This is a genomic window from Guyparkeria halopsychrophila, assembly GCF_044582135.1.
Classification (GTDB): Bacteria; Pseudomonadota; Gammaproteobacteria; order Halothiobacillales; family Halothiobacillaceae; genus Guyparkeria.
The window spans coordinates 55,546-75,464 of sequence record NZ_JBDODP010000009.1; the positions used below are offsets into that span (position 1 = coordinate 55,546).

Annotated in this window: 16 protein-coding genes and 1 tRNA gene; 5 read left to right on the top strand and 12 right to left on the bottom strand. The window is 64.7% G+C overall.

Annotated features, from left to right (window positions below):
• Positions 1-85 precede the first annotated feature (85 nt).
• From ABGV18_RS05475 to ABGV18_RS05485, 3 genes are all read right to left on the bottom strand, one after another.
• Complete coding sequence (locus ABGV18_RS05475) at positions 86-763, bottom strand: hypothetical protein (RefSeq protein ID WP_396585156.1); 678 nt, start codon at positions 761-763, stop codon at positions 86-88.
• 319 nt (positions 764-1,082) lie between these two features.
• Positions 1,083-1,304: a GDCCVxC domain-containing (seleno)protein gene (locus ABGV18_RS05480; protein ID WP_396585186.1), complete on the bottom strand. Its 222-nt coding sequence runs from the start codon at positions 1,302-1,304 to the stop codon at positions 1,083-1,085.
• A 321-nt stretch (positions 1,305-1,625) separates the two neighbouring features.
• Positions 1,626-2,459, bottom strand: coding sequence for an ion transporter (locus ABGV18_RS05485; protein ID WP_396585157.1), 834 nt, complete (start codon positions 2,457-2,459; stop codon positions 1,626-1,628).
• An 844-nt stretch (positions 2,460-3,303) separates the two neighbouring features.
• Here ABGV18_RS05485 and glyQ point away from each other — a divergent pair.
• From glyQ to ABGV18_RS05510, 5 genes are all read left to right on the top strand, one after another.
• On the top strand, positions 3,304-4,260 hold the full coding sequence (gene glyQ / locus ABGV18_RS05490) for a glycine--tRNA ligase subunit alpha (RefSeq protein WP_396585158.1): 957 nt from the start codon (positions 3,304-3,306) through the stop codon (positions 4,258-4,260).
• 75 nt (positions 4,261-4,335) lie between these two features.
• On the top strand, positions 4,336-6,414 hold the full coding sequence (gene glyS, locus ABGV18_RS05495) for a glycine--tRNA ligase subunit beta (RefSeq protein ID WP_396585159.1): 2,079 nt from the start codon (positions 4,336-4,338) through the stop codon (positions 6,412-6,414).
• Positions 6,411-7,178 carry a 1-acyl-sn-glycerol-3-phosphate acyltransferase gene (locus ABGV18_RS05500; protein WP_396585160.1) on the top strand — a complete coding sequence of 256 codons (768 nt, stop codon included), beginning with the start codon at positions 6,411-6,413 and terminating at the stop codon, positions 7,176-7,178. The genes glyS and ABGV18_RS05500 overlap by 4 nt, the downstream gene beginning before the upstream one ends.
• Positions 7,141-8,067: a fructosamine kinase family protein gene (locus ABGV18_RS05505; protein ID WP_396585161.1), complete on the top strand. Its 927-nt coding sequence runs from the start codon at positions 7,141-7,143 to the stop codon at positions 8,065-8,067. Before ABGV18_RS05500 ends, ABGV18_RS05505 begins: the two co-directional genes overlap by 38 nt.
• A gap of 11 nt (positions 8,068-8,078) precedes the next feature.
• Entirely contained in the window at positions 8,079-8,849 is a 771-nt protein-coding gene (locus ABGV18_RS05510; RefSeq protein WP_396585162.1) for an SDR family NAD(P)-dependent oxidoreductase, read from the top strand.
• Between the two features lie 77 nt (positions 8,850-8,926).
• On the opposite strand, the gene ABGV18_RS05515 is transcribed toward ABGV18_RS05510, so the two are convergent.
• From ABGV18_RS05515 to rnr, 9 genes are all read right to left on the bottom strand, one after another.
• Positions 8,927-9,019: transfer RNA gene (locus ABGV18_RS05515), tRNA-Ser, on the bottom strand.
• A 184-nt stretch (positions 9,020-9,203) separates the two neighbouring features.
• Entirely contained in the window at positions 9,204-9,401 is a 198-nt protein-coding gene (csrA, locus tag ABGV18_RS05520; RefSeq protein WP_396585163.1) for a carbon storage regulator CsrA, read from the bottom strand.
• Between the two features lie 79 nt (positions 9,402-9,480).
• The gene (locus ABGV18_RS05525; protein ID WP_396585164.1) at positions 9,481-10,713 is read right to left on the bottom strand and encodes an aspartate kinase; all 1,233 of its coding nucleotides are present in this window, start codon (positions 10,711-10,713) and stop codon (positions 9,481-9,483) included.
• 153 nt (positions 10,714-10,866) lie between these two features.
• Positions 10,867-13,482, bottom strand: a complete 2,616-nt coding sequence (alaS, locus tag ABGV18_RS05530; RefSeq protein ID WP_396585165.1) for an alanine--tRNA ligase — start codon at positions 13,480-13,482, stop codon at positions 10,867-10,869.
• Positions 13,483-13,578: 96 nt separating this feature from the next.
• Positions 13,579-14,061: a RecX family transcriptional regulator gene (locus ABGV18_RS05535; protein WP_396585166.1), complete on the bottom strand. Its 483-nt coding sequence runs from the start codon at positions 14,059-14,061 to the stop codon at positions 13,579-13,581.
• Between the two features lie 15 nt (positions 14,062-14,076).
• Positions 14,077-15,123: a recombinase RecA gene (recA, locus tag ABGV18_RS05540; protein ID WP_396585167.1), complete on the bottom strand. Its 1,047-nt coding sequence runs from the start codon at positions 15,121-15,123 to the stop codon at positions 14,077-14,079.
• Positions 15,124-15,210: 87 nt separating this feature from the next.
• Complete coding sequence (locus ABGV18_RS05545; protein ID WP_396585168.1) at positions 15,211-16,392, bottom strand: aminotransferase class I/II-fold pyridoxal phosphate-dependent enzyme; 1,182 nt, start codon at positions 16,390-16,392, stop codon at positions 15,211-15,213.
• 133 nt (positions 16,393-16,525) lie between these two features.
• Positions 16,526-17,296, bottom strand: a complete 771-nt coding sequence (gene rlmB / locus ABGV18_RS05550) for a 23S rRNA (guanosine(2251)-2'-O)-methyltransferase RlmB (protein ID WP_396585169.1) — start codon at positions 17,294-17,296, stop codon at positions 16,526-16,528.
• 11 nt (positions 17,297-17,307) lie between these two features.
• Entirely contained in the window at positions 17,308-19,800 is a 2,493-nt protein-coding gene (rnr, locus tag ABGV18_RS05555) for a ribonuclease R (protein WP_396585170.1), read from the bottom strand.
• Positions 19,801-19,919 lie beyond the last annotated feature (119 nt).

The window sequence follows — 19,919 nt, forward strand, 5'->3', positions numbered from 1 at the left end:
CGTTCATCAGTTCTCCTTCAATACCGAACGCTTCACATCAGCCGACCAAAAAGCGCGCAGCGGTTTTGGTCGGCTAGATGTGTTTTTATGCCTTCTCAAATTCAGTGCAATTTTTGGGATACAAAGTGCGTTGACCACGCTCAGTTTTATAATGCTCAACCCACGTGTCCATTGCTTCAGGAACTATTTTGCATGGAAGCTCATCGCTCCTAGGCATTTCGTCTGCTCCCCAAGATCCACTTAGTGAATCTTCGTAGAGCTTGGACTTTCTGTAGTGAACGCAATTTTTACACCACTGAATACCCTTTGTGTCGGACGACTGCTTTAGCGGAAATAACAAATCCAACGGGAAAGACAGAATGAGCGTTATTGGCATTATGACAATTGACGCCAAAGGCAAAATTATTGGAGCTCCAAAAATGACCAACATGGCGACAATAAATATCTGAATCCAGATGCTGTCAAACCAACCAACAGAAAGAGTAATTGCAGCTACAAAAAATGCTGTTAAAACGGAAAGCTGAATAAGAATACCCAAAACTCCGAAAGCTACCGACCTGCCTTTTTGACCAGTTGAGTAGTATCCATCGAGTATTGGCCTTGTGAACCACGTCATTGCCACAATCAGCGCCCCAGACAAAGATGGATTATGCGCCCACCCAGGTCTATCTATTGGCCTTTGGCCGATATCTTTCATGACTTGAGATATTCCCGACATGACGAACGCAAGGCCAAGCGAAGTTAGTAGTATTTCTGGGGTCATTGATCAGGCTCCCTGCGAAGCATATCTATAAATGGACGGCCTAAACGCAGCATAACACCCCGTCTCTTCCGGAAAAGGGGTCAGAACTCTTTTCCTAGTGCGTTGGCCACTTTATACGTCGCAAAAGCTGCGACCGCAGCCGACCCCAGTATCTAGATGCCTTCTAGTGCTACCGTGCTGAGCAAATCAGCTAAAACTGGATCTACAAGAGCCCCTATTCGTGCGCATAACGCCGAGCACAGCGGCGGCCTTGGAATGGCGACGAAGGAGCCATGGAAAGAGCCTCCGGCGGCCATCGGACGCGTACTGCTACGGCTGGCTATGGGCCAGGAGCACAACACCCTGACCCTTGCTGAATTGGTGGGCACGGTACTGTGCCGTATGAACAAAAGACACAGCAGTCTCCATGCTTGGGCTTCAGTAACACATGGCAAGACTCACACTCGTAAAAATACTGGCATGAGTCGGTAGGCATGTTTTCCGTTTTCTGGTGGCCACATTTTGGACATTTGATCGTTGATTCCAAGACTATATCGACCATAGCCATGCCCTCCTGAAAGGAGTGAATTTTCGCCCAACCCACTCTGAAACTAGACTCAGCACAGAAATTGACCAATCCTATAACTATAAATGGACGGCCTAAACGCCGCATAACAGTATTTTGCAAAGCACACGCGGGCGAGCCACCCTCGATAAATCAGGGGTCTGTCCTCATAAGCCCGAACCTCTCAAGGAACGTTATACGGCGGTTCCGCTCAGCAACCGGGGGCGCCAGAGTGAATAACCCACGGAAAGCCGACACGCGGCCCGGCACCGATTTCAGCGCTTGGTTCGACGTGGCGTTATTTCCCTGGACTATGTTTCAAAGATTTGGGGGTTGTCGCGACAGGGCGCGGATGTCATCGCGCAAAGCCCTCACCTCATCCCGGACCTCGGCAAGTTGTTTGGCCCCTGCCACTTCGGCGTCGCTATTGTCGGCGTCGCGGCCGACGAAGAAGGTGGCGAGTGCCGCTGTCACGTAGCCGAAGATACCGAAGGCGTAAAGGGACAGGAAGACGCACAGCACACGGCCCTCGATCGTCTGCGGCCAGTACGCCGAGCCCATCGTGGTCATGATCATGGCGGTCCACCAGAGTGATTCGCCATAGCTGTGGAGGCCGCCGGCTGCCCCGTTTTCGAACGCGTACATCCCGGCCGCGCCAGCGAACGTGACCAGTACGGTGAGGGCGATCACGTAACCGAAACCCCGTCGGCTCAGGCTCGCGCCCAGCGCCTTCATGCCGCGATTGAGCGAACCGAGCACGCGAACGAGCCGCAATCCCCGCCCCGCCCTGGCCAAACGCAGCAGTCGAAATGCACGGAAAACGCGAAAGATCCGCAGCGCGGGGATCAGCAGCGAAATGGCGGTCAGCCAGTTGCGCGTGAGATAGGCAAGCTTGGCCGGGGCCAGGATCAGCTTCACCGCGAAGTCGACAAGGAAGACGACCCAGATGGCCGTACCGAGTAAATAGAACAGCTGGCTTTCGCCCCGAACCAGCTCCAGTATCAATAGCACCAGCCACACGAACGCCAGCACCAGCATCGGCGTTTCCAGCCAGCCCTCCAGGCGCTGGAGCAGCTCGTATCGCTCCCGCTCAAGCTCCTCCGCATCCGCGGAATTCGCGTCAGGATTTTGCTTCGCGCCCTCTTTGCTCATCGGATGCCCTCGCGTCTGACCCACCCAGCAAGTCCTGCTGCCACCGAACACTCGCAACACCGGAGCGCTTGGAGCGCAGCGGAAACCCGTTCCGCATGCCTGCCCCTGTCATGAACGACCAGGGAACCCTTGGCGCCGATCTCCAAAAGGCCCCTAACTGCCAGGGCCGCTCACCAGGGCCGCTCACCAGGGCCGCTCAGTCGTCGGTCTTCCCTTCCTCAATGGCCTCGTCAGCTTCCTGTGCATCGCCAGCATCCGGCTGAGGCACCTCGTTTTCCACCAAGCTCTCAGTAGAAAAGGGGTCAGAACCCTTTATTTCTCCTTCAACCAGCGGGCTATAGGCCCTACATATCGCGGCTGCCCGTTTCTCCCGCCAATCAGCGTTCACCAACCTTAGCGGACTCCATGCCCGGCGGGCGAGCCCCTTTTCTTGCTTGTCCAAGAAAAGGGGCGAAAAGAAGGACACCCTGCGCCCTTGTCCTGCGGACCCGGGAGCCTCGGGACGAGGCTCCCGGCCTCACGAGCGAAGGCCGGCTGATCGGGGCCGGTTCGACGCGACCTCCTGTCGCGGCGAACCTCGAAGCGACGTCCGTGTCGCTTCGCCCCGGCCGTCCTTCCCTCGTGAGGCAGGGCGCCAAGGGGACACCCCTTCGATCTGCCTTCGCAACTAACTCCTAAGTGCCCGCCACCATTTGGTATCGCTAACCGGCAACGAGTATGCCCGTTAGTCAGCAGGGCAACCTGTCCAGCCCGTGCAGAGCCACCGCCCATCGGTATACTATGGCCGCTTTGCGTTCGGCCCGGTTCGGGGCCGCGTCCAGACACGATCTACACAAGAATTCTCATGAGTCAGCCTTCCATCGAAACGCGCTTCGACCTGTCGACCTTCCAGGGCCTGATCCTCGCCTTGCAGAGCTTCTGGGCCGAGCAAGGCTGCGCGGTCCTCCAGCCACTGGACATCGAAGTGGGCGCCGGCACGTTCCACCCGGCCACCTTCCTGCGCTCGATCGGCCCGGAGCCGTGGCGCGCGGCCTACGTGCAGCCCTCGCGCCGACCGACCGACGGCCGCTACGGCGACAACCCCAACCGCCTGCAGCACTACTACCAGTTCCAGGTGCTCTTGAAGCCGTCGCCGGACAATATCCAGGAGCTCTACCTCGAGTCCCTGACCCGGCTGGGCTTCGACCCGCTGACCCACGACATCCGCTTTGTCGAGGACAACTGGGAGTCGCCGACGCTGGGGGCCTGGGGCCTGGGCTGGGAGGTCTGGCTCAACGGCATGGAGGTGACCCAGTTCACCTACTTCCAGCAGGTCGGCGGGCTCAACTGCCACCCGGTCTCCGGCGAGATCACCTATGGCCTCGAGCGCCTGGCGATGTACCTGCAAGGGGTGGAGAACGTCTACGACCTGGTCTGGGCCCGTTCGGATGCCGGGGTGATCACCTACGGCGATGTCTACCATCAGAACGAGGTCGAGCAGTCGACCTACAACTTCGAACAGGCCGACACGACATTCCTGTTCCAGCATTTCGATCACGCCGAAGGCGAATGCCTGCGCCTGGTGGAGGCCGACCTGCCATTGCCGGCCTACGAGCAGGTGCTCAAGGCCTCGCATGCCTTCAACCTGCTCGATGCCCGACGGGCCATCTCGGTGACCGAACGCCAGCGCTTCATCCTGCGCGTGCGCACCATGGCCCGCGCCGTGGCCGAACGTTATTACGCCGCCCGCGAGGCACTGGGCTTCCCGATGGCCAACCCGGCCGACAAGCCCCAGGCCAACAAGAGCCAGGCCGACGACTGACAATATTGGACACGCGACCCGGGCCGTTCGGGCCACGCCACGACGACTACGCATTGCCAACAGGTACGGACTTTCATGACTGACACGGCGGACTTTCTTTTCGAACTGGGCACCGAGGAACTCCCGCCCAAGGCCCTGACCACCCTGCGCGACGCACTCGAAGACGAGATCCGGGCCGGACTGGACGAAGCCGGGCTGGCCCACGGCAAGCTCACAGCCTACGCCGCGCCGCGCCGGCTGGCCGTGCTGGTCGACGACCTGGCCCGTGCCACCGACCCCAAGCCGGTCGAGCGCCGCGGCCCGGCGGTCAAGGCCGCCTTTGACGCCGACGGTAACCCGACCAAGGCACTGACCGGCTTTGCCAGCGGCTGCGGCGTCGAGCCCGACCAGCTCGACACCATGAAGACCGACAAGGGCGAGTGGCTGGTGCATCGCTACACCGAGCCGGGCCAGTCGGCCGCCGACCTGCTGCCCGCCATCGTCGAGCGGGCGCTGGATAAGCTACCCACGCCCAAGCGCATGCGCTGGGGCAGCTCCAAGGCCGAGTTCATCCGCCCGGTGCACTGGGTGCTCGCCCTGCATGGCAGCGAGGTGGTCGACATGACGCTGTTCGGCCACGCCGCGAGCAACCGGACCTTCGGTCACCGCTTCCATCACCCGGCAGCGCTGACCGTCGCTGCCCCGGCCGACTACGCCGCCACCCTACGGAAGCAGGGCTATGTCTTGGCCGACTTCGCCGAGCGCCGCGCCCACATCGAGGCGCAGGTCAACGCCAAGGGCGACGAGATCGGCGGCCGGGCGCACATCGAGTCGGAGCTCCTCGACGAGGTCACCGCCCTGGTCGAATGGCCGGTCGCCGTCGCCGGGGAGTTCGAGGCCCGCTTCCTCGAGGTGCCGCACGAGGCGCTGATGTACACCATGCAGGACGACCAGAAGTATTTCCCCGTCCTGGACGAGCACGGCGCGCTGATGCCCTGGTTCATCACCGTGGCCAACATCGAGAGCCGCGATATCGAGGCGGTGCGCCACGGCAACGAGCGCGTCATCCGGCCGCGCTTCGCCGATGCCATGTTCTTCTGGGAAGGCGATCTGAAGACCCCGCTGGAATCGCACCTCGAATCGCTCAAGCACCTGGTGTTCCAGAAGCGCCTCGGCAGCGTGTTCGACAAGGTGGTGCGCATCGAGCGGCTCGCGGAGAAGATCGCCGAGGAGATCGACACCGAGCCGCAGGCGGCCCGTCGCGCGGCGCGCCTGTCCAAGTGCGACCTGCAGACCCAGATGGTGGGCGAGTTCGCCGGCCTGCAGGGCACCATCGGCTACCACCTGGCCCGTCACGAGGGCATGGAGAAGGACGTCGCGATCGCGCTGGACGACCACTACCGGCCGCGCCGCGCCGGCGACGACCTGCCGCGCGGCGGGGTGGCCCAGGCCGTGGCGCTGGCCGACCGGCTCGACACCCTGATGGGCATCTTCGCCATCGGCCAGGCGCCCACCGGTGCCAAGGACCCGTTCGCCCTGCGCCGCGCCGCGCTGGGCGTGCTGCGCATCCTGGTCGAGCAGGAACTGGACCTCGACCTGGTCAACCTGTTGCTTGACGCCGCCGAGGGCATCGCGGACAAGGTGCCGGAGGCCAAGGACCACGTCATGGGCGTGTTCGAATTCATCACCGAGCGCCAGCACCGCTACAGCCTCGACCGCGGCATCCGCAGCGACGTCTTCCAGGCGGTTTCCATGACCGGCACCCGCCGCCCGCTGGACTTCGAGCGCCGCATGCAGGCGGTCAACGCCTTCATCGAGCTGCCCGAGGCCGAGGCGCTGGCGTCGGCCAACAAGCGCATCGGCAACATCCTCAAGAAGCACGACGGCCCGGTACCCGAGAGCGTCGACGAGGCCCGCCTGGTCGAGCCGGCCGAGCAGCGCCTGTGGGAGGCGGTCGACGCGATCGGTCCGCGCCTGGAGGGCCTGCTGGCCGAGGGCGACTACACCGCCGCGCTCACCGCGCTGGCCGCCCTGCGCGAGCCGGTGGATGCCTTCTTCGACTCGGTGATGGTGATGGCCGAGGATGAGGCCCTGCGCGACAACCGGCTGGCGCTGCTGGCCCGGATCAACGCGCTGTTCCTGGCGATCGCCGACGTTTCGCAGCTGCAGTCATGAAGCAATCGATGATCCTCGCGGGGCTGCGCACGGTCTGCCTTTACGTGCTGGGCACGCTGTCCCTGATCCTGAACATCCCGGTGCTGATAGTCAGCCTCATGAGGCCGCTGGACCGGCGTTATTACCGGCTGTTCACCTTCGGTCGATCGATGCTCTGGCTCGCCCGCCACGTCACGGGCATCCGTTACGAGGTACAGGGCCTCGAGCACCTGCCCAAGGAAGGTGGCAGTGTCGTACTGGCCAAACACCAGTCGACCTGGGAAACGATGTACCTGCCCACGGTGCTGCGACTGGCGGCCTTCGTGCTCAAGCGCGAATTGCTGCGCATCCCCATCTTCGGCCAGGGCCTCCAGGGTATCGGGGCCATTGCCATCGATCGCGCCGCCGGGCGCCAGGCCCTGGAACAGGTCATGGAGAAGGGGGCGGCGGCGCTTGCCCAAGGTCGCGATGTGGTGATTTTCCCCGAGGGCACCCGCACCCGACCGGGCGCTCGGCCGCACTATCGGATCGGCGGCGCCAAGCTGGCCGTCCATGCGCGGGCCACCGTGATCCCCGTGGCCATCGATTCCGGCTGTCTCTGGCCCAAGCAAGGCTTTCTCATGCGCCCCGGCACGATCCACGTCGTCTTCGGTCCGCCAATCGAGACCGAGGGGCGCACCGCCAGCGAGGTCAACGCGATCGCCCAGGACTGGATTGAAACCAAGCAGGAAGAACTCTACCAACGCTATGGCTGCCCGACCCGACTTCCAGACACTGCTCGATGATGCCCAGGCCCGCATTCAGAATCTCGACACGCCCACGGAGGGGCTGAAGGGAAGGCTCGCCGAGCACCCGCGCCTCGCACTGCGGGAACACCACGCCGTCGGCGGCGGCTGCATCGCCGATGCCGCCCGCCTGGACACCGATGCCGCCCCACTGTTCATCAAGACCCATGCCGACCGGGGTGACGACATGTTCCCGGCCGAGGCGCGCGGGCTCGAGGCACTGGGCGAGCGCATCCGCACCCCGCAGGTCATCGCCGCCGGCAGCGTCGACGGCACCGCCTACCTGCTGCTTGAATGGCTCGATCTCGGCCCCGTCAATGACGCCGCACTGGGCGAGGCGCTGGCCGAATTGCACAGCGAGGCCCAGCCGGCCTTCGGCTGGCCGGAAGACAATTTCATCGGTGCGATGCCACAGCTCGGCGGCGACGATGACGACTGGGCCCGCTTCTACGGCCAGCGTCGCCTGATGCCGCAGCTGGACTGGGCGGCCGAGCGCGGCCTGGGCGGCCGGACCATCGACGCCGGCCATGAACTGGTCGAGGCGCTGGCCGCCTTCTTCACCGACTATCGCCCCTACCCGGCCCTGATCCACGGCGACATGTGGGGCGCGAATCACGGCGCGCTGACCGACGGCACCCCGGTGCTGTTCGACCCGGCCACCTACCGCGCCGACCGCGAGGCCGAGATCGCCATGACCGAGCTGTTCGGCGGCTTTGCTCCGAGCTTCTATCGCGCCTACCAGGCGCATCTGCCGCTCGACCCCGGCTACCGAGTACGCAAGACGCTCTACAACCTCTACCACGTCCTCAACCACTTCAACCTGTTCGGCGGCGGCTACGGTAGTCGCGCCGACGGCATGATCCGGCAGTTGCTCGCTGAAATCCGATAAAAGACGTGACCATGACGAAGCAAACCCCCAGCGCACTCATCACCGGCAACAGCACTGGTCTCGGGCTGGGCTTGAGCCACGCCCTGCTCGATCGCGACTACCGGGTGTTCGGCTGCAGCCGACGCGGCTGCGCGGCCCTGAGTGATCGGGTGGTCGACGTGCGCTGCGACCTCTCCGACCTCGACGCGATCGACCAAGCCATGGAGCAATTGCTGGCCGGCGTCGATCATCTCGAGCTGGTGGTGCTGAATGCGGGCATCTTGGGCGAGATCGAGGACCTGAGCGGCGTGTCGGTCGAGCGACTGCGCGAACTCATGGATATCAACGTCTGGGCCAACAAGGTGATCCTCGACTGGTTGCTGGCATCGAATATCGCCGTCGACCAGATCGTCGCGATCTCCTCGGGTGCCGCGGTGCTGGGCAATCGTGGTTGGGGTGGCTATGCGCTATCGAAGGCGACACTGAACATGCTCTGCCGCCTATACGCGCACGAGTTCCCCGATACTCACGTGGCGGCGATCGCCCCGGGCCTGATCGACACCCGCATCATCGACACGCTCTGCGAGCTGTCGGACACCGAGCGCTTTCCCGCCCTCGAACGGATCCACGCCGCCCGGGACGCGGATGTGCTCCCGTCGCCGGCCGCCGCGGCCGAACGGATTCTCGGGGCATTGCCGGGACTCAGGGACTTCGAGAGTGGCAGTTTCGTCGACCTGCGCCAGATCCTTGCCCCGCAGGAGTACGAGGCGTTGATGGCCGCGCGCCACCGTCCGGCTGGATGAAAGACAACCCGCCCCAAGACACAAGACACTCAAAAAGCGAAAAGCCCCACCGGGAACCCGGCGGGGCTTTTCTGATGTGGCGGAGAGAGAGGGATTCGAACCCTCGAAGGGGCTATAAACCCCTTACTCCCTTAGCAGGGGAGCGCCTTCAGCCACTCGGCCACCTCTCCAACAAGCGCCGCATGGTAGCGGCTTTGGCGGCAGGAATCAATGCCGCCGAAACGCGGCTCGTCTCCTCATCGCGCCATTCGGCCGAACCCTCCAGGGCGCAGCCAAACCGCGGCACCTAGGAACGAACGACGACCGGAAACCGGTGCAAACGGCAAGCAGTGAAGCGGTCGTGACGGGACTACCTCAGTTCGAGGAGTCGTCTTCGCCACCCTGCTCCGTCTCGCTCTTGATGCGCTGGTAGATTTCCTCGCGATGCACGGAGACATCCTTGGGCGCATCAATACCGATTCGGACCTGGTTTCCCTTGATGCCGAGCACCGTGATGGCGACGTCGTCGCCGATGCGCAGCACCTCACCAATGCGGCGAGTCAAAATCAACATATCTGGTCACTCTCTGTGTTTTGCGGCCCCCCTGTGTTCCGTCGGGGACCAAGCCGGATATTGGCCTGTGAACCGTCGATCAGCTCAAGGATACCTCCGGGGTATCCAGTTCGAAGGCGTCGTGCAGGGCACGCACCGCCAGCTCCAGGTACTTGTCGTCAATCACCACGGAGATCTTGATCTCGGAGGTGGCAATCATGCGGATGTTGATCTTTTCCTCGGCCAACACCCGGAACATCTTCGAGGCAATGCCGGCGTGCGAGCGCATGCCCACACCCACCAGCGAGATTTTGACGATGTTGTGGTTGCCGGAGACCTCGCGCGCGTCGAGCTCTTCGGCGGTCGTGCGCATCAGGTTCAGGGCCTTGTCGAAGTCGTTGCGATGCACCGTAAACGTGAAGTCGGTGGTGTCATCGGCCCCGATGTTCTGCAGGATCATGTCGACTTCGATGTTGGCCTCGCCGATCGGGCCGAGGATCTTGTAGGCAATCCCGGGGCTGTCCGGCACGCCCTTGATGGTCAGCTGGGCCTCGTCCTTGTGGAACGCGATCCCGGAAATTACTGGTTCTTCCACGCCGTCTTCCTCCAGGGTAATCAGGGTGCCGGGGCCGTCCTGGAACGAGGACAGCACCCGCATGGGCACGTTGTACTTGCCGGCAAATTCCACCGAGCGGATCTGCAGTACCTTCGAGCCCAGGCTGGCCATCTCCAGCATTTCCTCGAAGGTGATCCGATCGAGCCGGCGCGCCTTGGGCACGACCCGCGGATCGGTCGTATAGACGCCGTCGACGTCGGTATATATCTGGCACTCGTCGGCCTTGAGCGCCGCGGCCAGGGCCACCGCCGAGGTATCCGACCCGCCCCGACCGAGCGTGGTGATCTGGCCGTGCTCGTCCACGCCCTGAAAGCCGGCGACCACGACCACGCGACCGGCATCCAGGTCACCGCGGATCCTGTCGGTATCGATCGACTGGATACGGGCCTTGGTGTGGGTACTATCGGTCAGGATGCGCACCTGCGCCCCGGTATAGGAGCGCGCCTCTTGGCCGCGCGCCTGCAGGGCCATGGACAACAGCGCAATGGTGACCTGCTCGCCGGTGGCGACGAGCGTGTCGAGCTCCCGCGGGGTCGGCTCGGCCTGAATCTCGTTGGCCATGCCGATCAGGCGATTGGTCTCGCCGCTCATCGCCGAGACCACGACGACCACCGAGTCGCCATTGGCAACCGACCGCTGCACGCGCTCGGCGACCGACTGGATACGCTCGACCGTACCGACCGAGGTACCGCCATATTTCTGTACGATTAACGCCATATTGTGGTTTCCTTGGCACCGAATACCGGATGCCAGCTCCTTGTCGCTGACGTGAGAAAGTCAAAGCAGCCGGGCAGTATAAACTGCCCGCTTGACTTTTTCACCCGCCAGCCGGCTCTCCGGAAAGTTCGACAAGCAACCAGCACCCCGGGTTCATTTCAACTGCTCAGCCGCCCAGGCGCGTGCCGCGGACAGGGCCTCGGCGAGGCGCTCTGGCTGGCTGCCGCCCGCCTGTGCCATGTCCGGTCGACCGCCGCCCTTGCCGCCCACCTCGGCGGCGGCGACGTTGACCCAGTCGCCCGCCTTGAAGGTCTTGGTCAGGTCCTTCGACAGCCCGGCCACCAGGCGCACCTTGCCGTCATCGACGGTGCCCAGCAGGATCGCGGCGGTACCCAGCTTGTCGCGCAACTTGTCCATGCTCTCGCGCAGCGCGCCGGCATCCGCACCGGGCAACTCGGCGACCAGCACCTTGGCCGAGCCGATGGTCTCGGCACTGTCGGCCAGCTCGTCACCGCTGGCCGAGGCCAGTTCGGCCTTGAGCTTGGCCAGCTCGCGCTCGAGCTGACGGGAACGCTCCAACATCTGCGCCACCCGATCGGCCGCCTCGGTCTTCGGGCCACGCAGCAGTTCGGCAATCTCGCCCACCGTCTGGTCGGCGCGTTCGGCCTCGGCCAGCGCCGCCGCCCCGGTGACCGCCTCGATGCGGCGCACGCCGGAGGCCACGCCGGATTCGGCCAGAATTTTGAACAGGCCGATATCACCGCCACGGCGGGCATGCGTGCCACCGCAGAGCTCCATCGAAAACGGCCCCATGGTGACCACGCGCACGGTGTCACCGTATTTTTCGCCGAACAGCGCCATGGCACCGGCGGCACGCGCCTCATTGATCGCCATCTCGCGGGTCTCGACCGCGTGGTTTTCGCGGACCTGGGCGTTGACCAACCGTTCGATCTCGCGCAATTGCTCGCGGGCGACCGGCTTGTCGTGAGAGAAGTCAAAGCGCAAGGTCTCGGGACCGACGCGCGAGCCCTTCTGCTGGACGTGATCCCCCAGCACCTCGCGCAACGCGGCGTGCAGCAGGTGCGTGGCGGAGTGATTCAGGCGGATCTCTGCCCGCCGGTCGGCATCAATGTGCGCACTGACCGCATCACCGGTGGCCAAGTGCCCGTCGGTGAGCGTGCCGTGGTGCAGGAAGATACCGCCCTGCTTCTGGGTGTCGTGCACGACGAAGCGGCCCTGCGCCGATTCGATCACGCCGCTGTCGCCCACCTGGCCACCGGATTCGGCGTAGAACGGCGTGCGGTCGAGCGCCACCACGCCATCCTGGCCGGCCTCAAGCGCGGCGGCCTGACCGCCCTCGCGGGCGACCGCGACTACCTTCGCCTCGAGCGCCTCGTGCTCGTGGCCGGTGAACACGGTCGGCTCGTCCGTGCCGATCTTGATCGTCTCGGCGGTGAAATGGCTGGCCGCGCGCGACTGGGCGCGACGCTCGGCCATTTCCCGCTCGAAGCCGGCCTCGTCCACCGACAAGCCGCGCTCGCGGGCAATATCGGCGGTCAGGTCGAACGGAAAACCGTGGGTGTCGTAGAGCTTGAAGGCGGTCTCGCCGTCGATGGTGCCGCCGGCCGACAACCCGGCGACCGCCTGCTCGAGCACCTGCATGCCCGAGGCCAGCGTCTGCAGGAAACGCTCTTCCTCGGCGAGCAGCACACGGGCCACCTCGTCACCGACCTGGGCCAGCTCCGGATAGGCGTCGCCCATCTCTTTCACCAACGGCCGGACCAGTTGATGGAAAAACGGCCGATCCTGTCCGAGCTTGTGACCATGACGGGCCGCGCGGCGGATGATCCGGCGCAACACGTAGTCGCGACCCTCGTTGCCCGGGCGCACCCCGTCGACGATCAGAAACGCGCAGGAGCGGATGTGATCGGCGATCACCTTGAGCGAACTCGACTCGCGGTCGGTCGCGCCAGTCGCCTCGACGGCCGCGTCGATCAGGTGCTGAAACAGGTCGATCTGGTAGTTCGAGTGCACGCCCTGCATGACGGCCGCCAAGCGCTCGAGCCCCATGCCGGTATCGACCGATGGCTTGGGCAGGTCGCTCAAGGTGCCGTCGGCCGCCCGGTCGTACTGCATGAAGACGATGTTCCATATCTCGATGAAACGATCACCGTCCTCGTCCGGCGAGCCCGGCGGGCCACCGGGGATCCCCTCGCCGTGGTCGTAGAAGATCTCGGAACAGGGGCCACAGGGACCGGTGTCGCCCATCTGCCAGAAGTTGTCCGACCCGCCGCCCGGCTGGTCGCCGATACGGAGGATGCGTTCCTCGGACAGGCCGATGTCGTCACGCCAGTGGGCGTAGGCCTCGTCATCGGTCGCGTAGACGGTCACCAGCAGGCGCTCGGCGGGCAGACCGAGGGTCTGGGTCAAAAAGTCCCAGCCGTAGCGGATCGCCTCGCCCTTGAAGTAGTCGCCGAAGCTGAAATTGCCCAACATCTCGAAAAAGGTGTGGTGCCGGGCGGTGTAACCGACGTTCTCGAGATCGTTGTGCTTGCCGCCGGCGCGCACGCAGCGCTGCACCGAGACCGCGCGCGGGTTGGCGCGCCTCTCCTGGCCGAGGAAGGCTTCCTTGAAGGGCACCATCCCGGCGTTGGTAAACAGGAGCGTCGGGTCATTGGCCGGAATCAACGACGCGGAGGGCACGACCTCGTGCCCTCGCTCGGCGAAGAAATCCAGGAAGGACTGACGAATCTCGGCGCTGGTTTTCATGCACGAACCATCTCGGAAAGCGGGAAGACAAAGCGCGGATTGTAGCGCAGGCGGACGCCTTTTCCGATGAATGGAGAGCCAGGCGAAATAAGCGGTTCAGAAAACGTCCTGATCGGACGCCGAATCGGGCCACCAACCGGCCAGCTCGTGGGCGAGATCGGGCGGAAAGCCGCGTCGGACAAGGTGGCGGTGTCGCCGGGCACGTTCGGGAAAATCCGCGGGCGGTTCACGAAAGCGCGCGACCAGTTGCTCGCGCGCCAGCGCTGGCCAATCCCGCGGTTCGGCCGCGAAGGCCGCGCTGGCCACCGCCTCGTCGACCCCCTGCTGGGACAACTCGTTGGTGATGCGATCCGGGCCGTAGCGCCGCGCAGACCGGGCACGGATCAGGCTTTCGGCATAACGCTGATCCGACTGCCAGCCCTCCTCGGCCAGCCGATCGAGAATCGGTTCGATTTCATCGCGGGTGAAACCCCGATCGGCCAGTTTGCGAGCGAGCTCCCGCCGACTGTGCTCGCGCCGGGCGAGCAAGCCGACGGCACGCTTCTCGCAATCGAGCAGGCGGCGTTTCTCCTCGTCCACGGGACGTGGTCGACCTTACGAGGTCTCGTCGACCGGCGTGTCGTTGGCCTCGACCTCGGTCTCGGCCACGGCCGGCTTGGGCATCATGATCTCGCGCACCTGGACCTCGATCTCCTCGGCCATCTTGGGGTTCTCGGCGAGGAACTGGCGCGCGTTGTCCTTGCCCTGGCCGATGCGGGTATCGCCATAGGAGTACCAGGCGCCGGCCTTCTGGATGATGCCGTGCTTGGCGCCCAGGTCGACGAGCTCGAGCAGGTGCGAGATGCCCTCGCCGTAGAGGATGTCGCAATCGACCACCTTGAACGGCGGCGCCATCTTGTTCTTAACCACCTTGATGCGGGTCTGGTTGCCGATGATCTCCTCGCCCTTCTTCACCGCGCCAACGCGGCGGATGTCGAGGCGCACGGAGGCATAGAATTTGAGCGCGTTGCCACCGGAGGTGGTCTCCGGGCTGCCGTAGGTGACACCGATCTTCATGCGGATCTGGTTGATGAACATCACCATGCAGTTGGTGCGCTTGATGTTCCCGGACAGTTTGCGCAGCGCCTGACTCATCAGACGCGCCTGCAGACCGACGTGGCTGTCGCCCATCTCGCCCTCGATCTCGGCCTTGGGCACCAGGGCGGCGACCGAGTCGATCACGACCACGTCGACCGCACCGGACCGGACCAGCATGTCGGCGATCTCCAGTGCCTGCTCGCCGGTGTCCGGCTGGCTGACCAGCAGGTCGTCGACGTTCACGCCCAGTTTCTCGGCATAGCCCGGGTCCAGCGCGTGCTCGGCGTCGATAAAGGCGCAGGTGCCACCTTCCTTTTGCGCCTGGGCGATGGTCTGCAGGGTCAACGTGGTCTTGCCCGAGGACTCCGGCCCGTAGATCTCGATCACCCGGCCACGCGGCAACCCGCCGATGCCGAGCGCGGCATCCAGCGAGATCGAGCCGGTGCTGATGACAGGGACATTCCGTCGCCCCTCGTCGTTCATGCGCATCACGGCCCCTTTGCCGAACTGACGTTCGATCTGCGACAGGGCGGCGCCTAGCGCCTTCTTGCGATTCTCATCCATCGGTCAACTCCCAACCCTTCGGGCTTGAAATGCAGACATTGAAAGGCGGCCGACCTCCCTGCCGGCCACCATGAAAACTGGCTTCGATCAGGCCGCGGACAGGACCGCTCGGATCCGCTCGATGGCCTCGCGCAACGCCTTCAGGCTGGTTGCGTAGCTCAGGCGAACGTGGCCTGGGGCGCCGAAGGCCGACCCCGGCACCACGGCCACACCGGCCTTCTCGAGCAGGTGCTCGGCAAAGGCGACGTCGTCATCGATGCCCAGCGCCTTCATGGCCGCCGAGACGTCCGGAAAACTGTAGAAGGCGCCCTGCCCCGGCAGGCAGGTGACGCCCGGCAGGTCGTTGAGCGCCTCGACCACGTAGTCGTGGCGCTCGCGGAAGGCGGCCACCATGGCATCGATTTCCGACTGGTCGCCGGCAATCGCCTCGCAGGCCGCCTTCTGGGCGATCGAGCAGGCACCCGAGGTGCTCTGCGACTGGATCACCTTCAGCGCCTTGATCAGGTCGGCGGGGCCGGCGGCGTAGCCGATCCGCCAGCCGGTCATGGCGTAGGCCTTGCTCACGCCATTGAGCACCACGGTGCGCGCGGCGAGGTCCGGCGCCACCATGGCGATGTTCGAGAACGGCTCGTCGGCCCAGAGGATCTTCTCGTACATGTCGTCGGTGGCGATCACGATGTCGGGGTGATCGCGCAGGACGTCCGCCAACTGGGCCCAGTCCTCGCGGGTGTAGGCCACGCCAGTCGGATTCGAAGGGCTGTTGAGCATCACCAGACGGGTCTTGTCGGTGATTGCAGCCGCCAGCTGGCTCGGGGTCATCTTGAAACCCTGCTCCTGGCCGGCCGAGACGATCACCGGCTCGCCGCCCGCCAGCCGCACCATGTCCGGGTAGGAGACCCAGTAGGGGGCGGTGATGATGGCCTCGTCGCCCGGATTGAGCACGGCCTGGCAGAGATTGAAGATGCTCTGCTTGCCTCCGGTGGAGACGATGATCTGATCCAGACCGTATTCGAGCCCCTGATCGTTCTTGAGCTTGTCGGCGATCGCCTGGCGCAGCTCGACGATGCCCTCGACCGCGGTGTAGCGGGTAAAGCCGTCGCGGATCGCCTGGATGCCCGCCTCACCGATGTGCTTTGGGGTATCGAAGTCCGGCTCGCCGGCACCGAGGCTGATGATGTCGCGGCCGGCGGCACGCAGTTCGGCGGCCTTGGCCGTGACGGCAAGTGTCGGTGAGGGACGGACCCGGCGGACCCGGTCGGAAAGGTTCATGACGGCAGCTGACTCCCTGGTGGGCGTTCGCCGGCGGGGGCGGGAACACCGGACCACATTGAAATGATTTCGGTCGGCATTTTACCGGAAACGCGGGGCGGTTTCGACGGGAGCAACCAGGGACGCGACCGCCTCAGGTAGCGGACGCCAGTCGCTGGCGCCGGAACTCGAACAGGCAGACGGCCGAGGCCACCGACACGTTCAGGCTCTCGACACTCGGCGCCATCGGGATATGGATCAGCTGGTCGCAGCGTTCACGGGTCAGGCGGCGCAGGCCACCGCCCTCGGCACCCATTACCAGGGCGACCGGCTCGCAGGCGAAATCGCTCTCGTAGAGCGAGACCGGACCCTCACCGGCCGCCCCGACGATCCACAGGCCACGCGCCTTGAGATCGGCCAGGGTGCGGGACAGGTTGGTCACTTGAAAGAAGGGCAGACGCTCGGCCGAACCGGCAGACGTCGTGCGGGCGGCGGGCGTCAGGCCGCAGGCCCGGTCCTTCGGCGCAATCACCGCGAGCACCCCGGCCGCCTCGGCAGCGCGCAGACAGGCACCCAGATTGTGCGGATCGGTGACGCCATCAAGGACCAGCAGCAGGGGCGCGTGATCGGCACTGTCGAGCAACGCGGCGAGATCCTGCTCGTCACCGGCCTGACTCAGAGCCACGAGTGCCGCAACCCCCTGGTGTCGCAAGGACCGGCCATCGCCGCGCAGCTTGTCGAACCAGGGCTCGTCGCGCGACTCCACCGTGACACCGGCCCGCTCGGCAAGCGCTTGCAAACGGCGGACGCGGCGATCATCCCGGCCCGACAGAGCGACCCGCTCGACGCGTTCCGGGCGCTCGCGCAGGGCGGCCTCGACGGCGTGAAAACCGCCGATCCAGCTCGGCTCTCGGGTACGGGTCATCGCGGCGGCGATCAGTCGGGCGAGCCCGTGGACGCATCCCCGGACTTCTTGCCCTTGTTCTCGACCTGGCTTTCAGCCCGGCCCTCGCCATCGCCCTCGCCATCGCCCTGGCCCTCACCCTGACCACCACCGTCACCCCCATCCTGGGGCTTGCGGCGGCGACGGCGACGCGGGCGGCGTTTCTTGCCACCACCGCTGCCCTCGCCCTCGTCACCGGACTTGTCATCCGAGCCCTCTGGGCTTTTCTCCGGACTCTCCGGGCTTTTCGAGGACTTGTCCTCGTCGCTGCCCAAATCGCCACTCGACTGATCCTTGCCGTCGGTGACGTCGTCGTCATCCGGCAGCATGAAGTCGATCTTGCGTTCGTCCAGATCAACGCGCGCGACCCGCACGTGGATGGTGTCGTTGAGCGAGTAGGTCTTGCCGCTGCGCTCGCCCTTGAGCGAGACGGTCACCGGATCAAAGTGGTAGAAATCGCGCTTGAGGGCGGTGATGTGCAGCAAGCCGTCGACGTAGAAGTCCTTGAGCTGAACAAACAGACCGAAGCCCAGCACGGAGGCCACGCGCCCCTCGTAGACGTCGCCCACCTTGTCGAGCATGAACTCGCACTTGAGCCAGTCGGTGGCATCACGCGTTGCCTCGTCGGCGCGTCGCTCGTTGTTCGAGCAATGCTGGCCGATCAGCAACATCTCCTCGTGGCTGTACGGGAACTCCTCGGCGGCCCCGGTACGCAATATGTGCCGGATGGCGCGATGAACCATCAGGTCGGGGTAGCGGCGGATCGGCGAGGTGAAGTGCGCGTAATGCTCGTGAGCCAGGCCGAAGTGACCCAGGTTGTCGGGTGCGTAGACCGCCTGCTGCAGTGAGCGCAACAGCAACGTCTGGACGGTGGCAAAGTCCGGACGACCCTTCGCTTCGGCGATCAGGGCGTTGAAGTCGGCCGGGGTCGGCTTTTCGCCACCACCGAGTGTCAACCCCTTCTCCTTGAGCGCGGCACGCAGGTCGTCGATCTTCTCGGCGCCCGGGCGATCGTGCACCCGGTAGAGCGACGGGATCTTGCGACGGGCGAGGAAGCGACCGGCGGCGACGTTCGCCGCGATCATGCACTCCTCGATGATCTTGTGCGCGTCGTTGCGCTCGTAGGGCACGATCGCCTCGATCTTGCGGTTCTCGCCGAAGACGATCTTGGTCTCGATGGTGTCGAAGTCGATCGCCCCGCGGGACTCGCGCTCGGCGCGCAGCACCTTGTAGAGCGAATGCAGCGCCTCGACCGGCTTGATCACGTGGGCGAACTTGTCGCGCTCTTCCTGATCGTTGTCGAGCACCATGGCCGCGACGTTGTCGTACGTCAGGCGCGCGTGGCTCTTCATCACGCCCTCGAAGAAGCGCGAGCGGATGATCTGGCCCTGGCTGTTGATCAGCATCTCCGCGCACAGGCAGAGGCGATCCACGTCCGGGTTCACCGAACACAGGCCATTCGAGAGGATCTCGGGCAGCATCGGCACCACGCGACCCGGGAAGTAGACCGAGGTCCCGCGGCGGAAGCCTTCCTCGTCGAGCGCCGAGCCGATGCGCACGTAATGCGAGACGTCGGCGATCGCCACCAGCAGGCGAAAGCCCTTCGGGGTCGGCTCACAGAAGACCGCGTCGTCGAGGTCCTTGGAATCCGAGCCGTCGATGGTCACCAGCGGCACATCACGCAGGTCGACCCGGCCGACCTTGTCTTGCTCGGCGACCTGGTCGCTCATGTGCTCGATGTGACGCTCGACCTCTTCCGGCCACTCATGGGGAATACCATGGGCGCGGATGGCGACGTCGATCTCCATGCCCGGCGACATGTGATCGCCCAGCACCTCGATGACCTTGCCGACCGGCTTGTGCCGCTGGGTAGGCTGCTCGACCAGCGCGACCCGGACGATCTGGCGGTCGGTCGCCCCACCGAGCGCCTCCATCGGGATCAGCACGTCCTGGGTCATGCGGGTGTTGTCAGGGATGACGAATGCCACGCCGGCCTCGATCACCAGGCGACCGACGATCTCGGCATTGGCCCGTTCGATCACCTCGACCAGTGCGCCCTCGGGACGGCCACGGCGGTCCTCGCCGACCACCTGCACCACGGCGCGGTCGCCGTGCAGCAGGGCGCGCATCACGCGCGGCGAGAGGAAGACGTCGTTGCCGCCCTCGTCGGGCACCAGGAAACCGAAGCCGTCGCGGTGACCGATGACCCGGCCACGCACCAGCTCGGCCTTGGTCACCGGCACGTAGCCGCCGCGGCGATTGCGAATGGCCTGGCCATCGCGCTCCATGGCGCGCAGGCGCCGGCGGAGGCCTTCGATGCGCTCCTCGTCACCGTCGTAGTCAAGCTCAGTGATCAGCCGGTTGAGCGTGATCGGGCCGTCCTGCTTGCCCAGCAGGTCGAGCAGGAACTCGCGACTGGCCACGGGGTTGTCGTATTTCTCGGCCTCGCGCGGCGCGTTCGGGTCTTCGAGGTTTGAATCGGTCATGGATACCTGAAAAGTGCGTCTGGAAAGTCGCTCGCCAAACACGGCCGCAAATCAACGAGAAATCTTGCGGCTTCAGCGAGGGATATAGCCGGGCATCATAAAGCAAAAGCCGTCGGAAA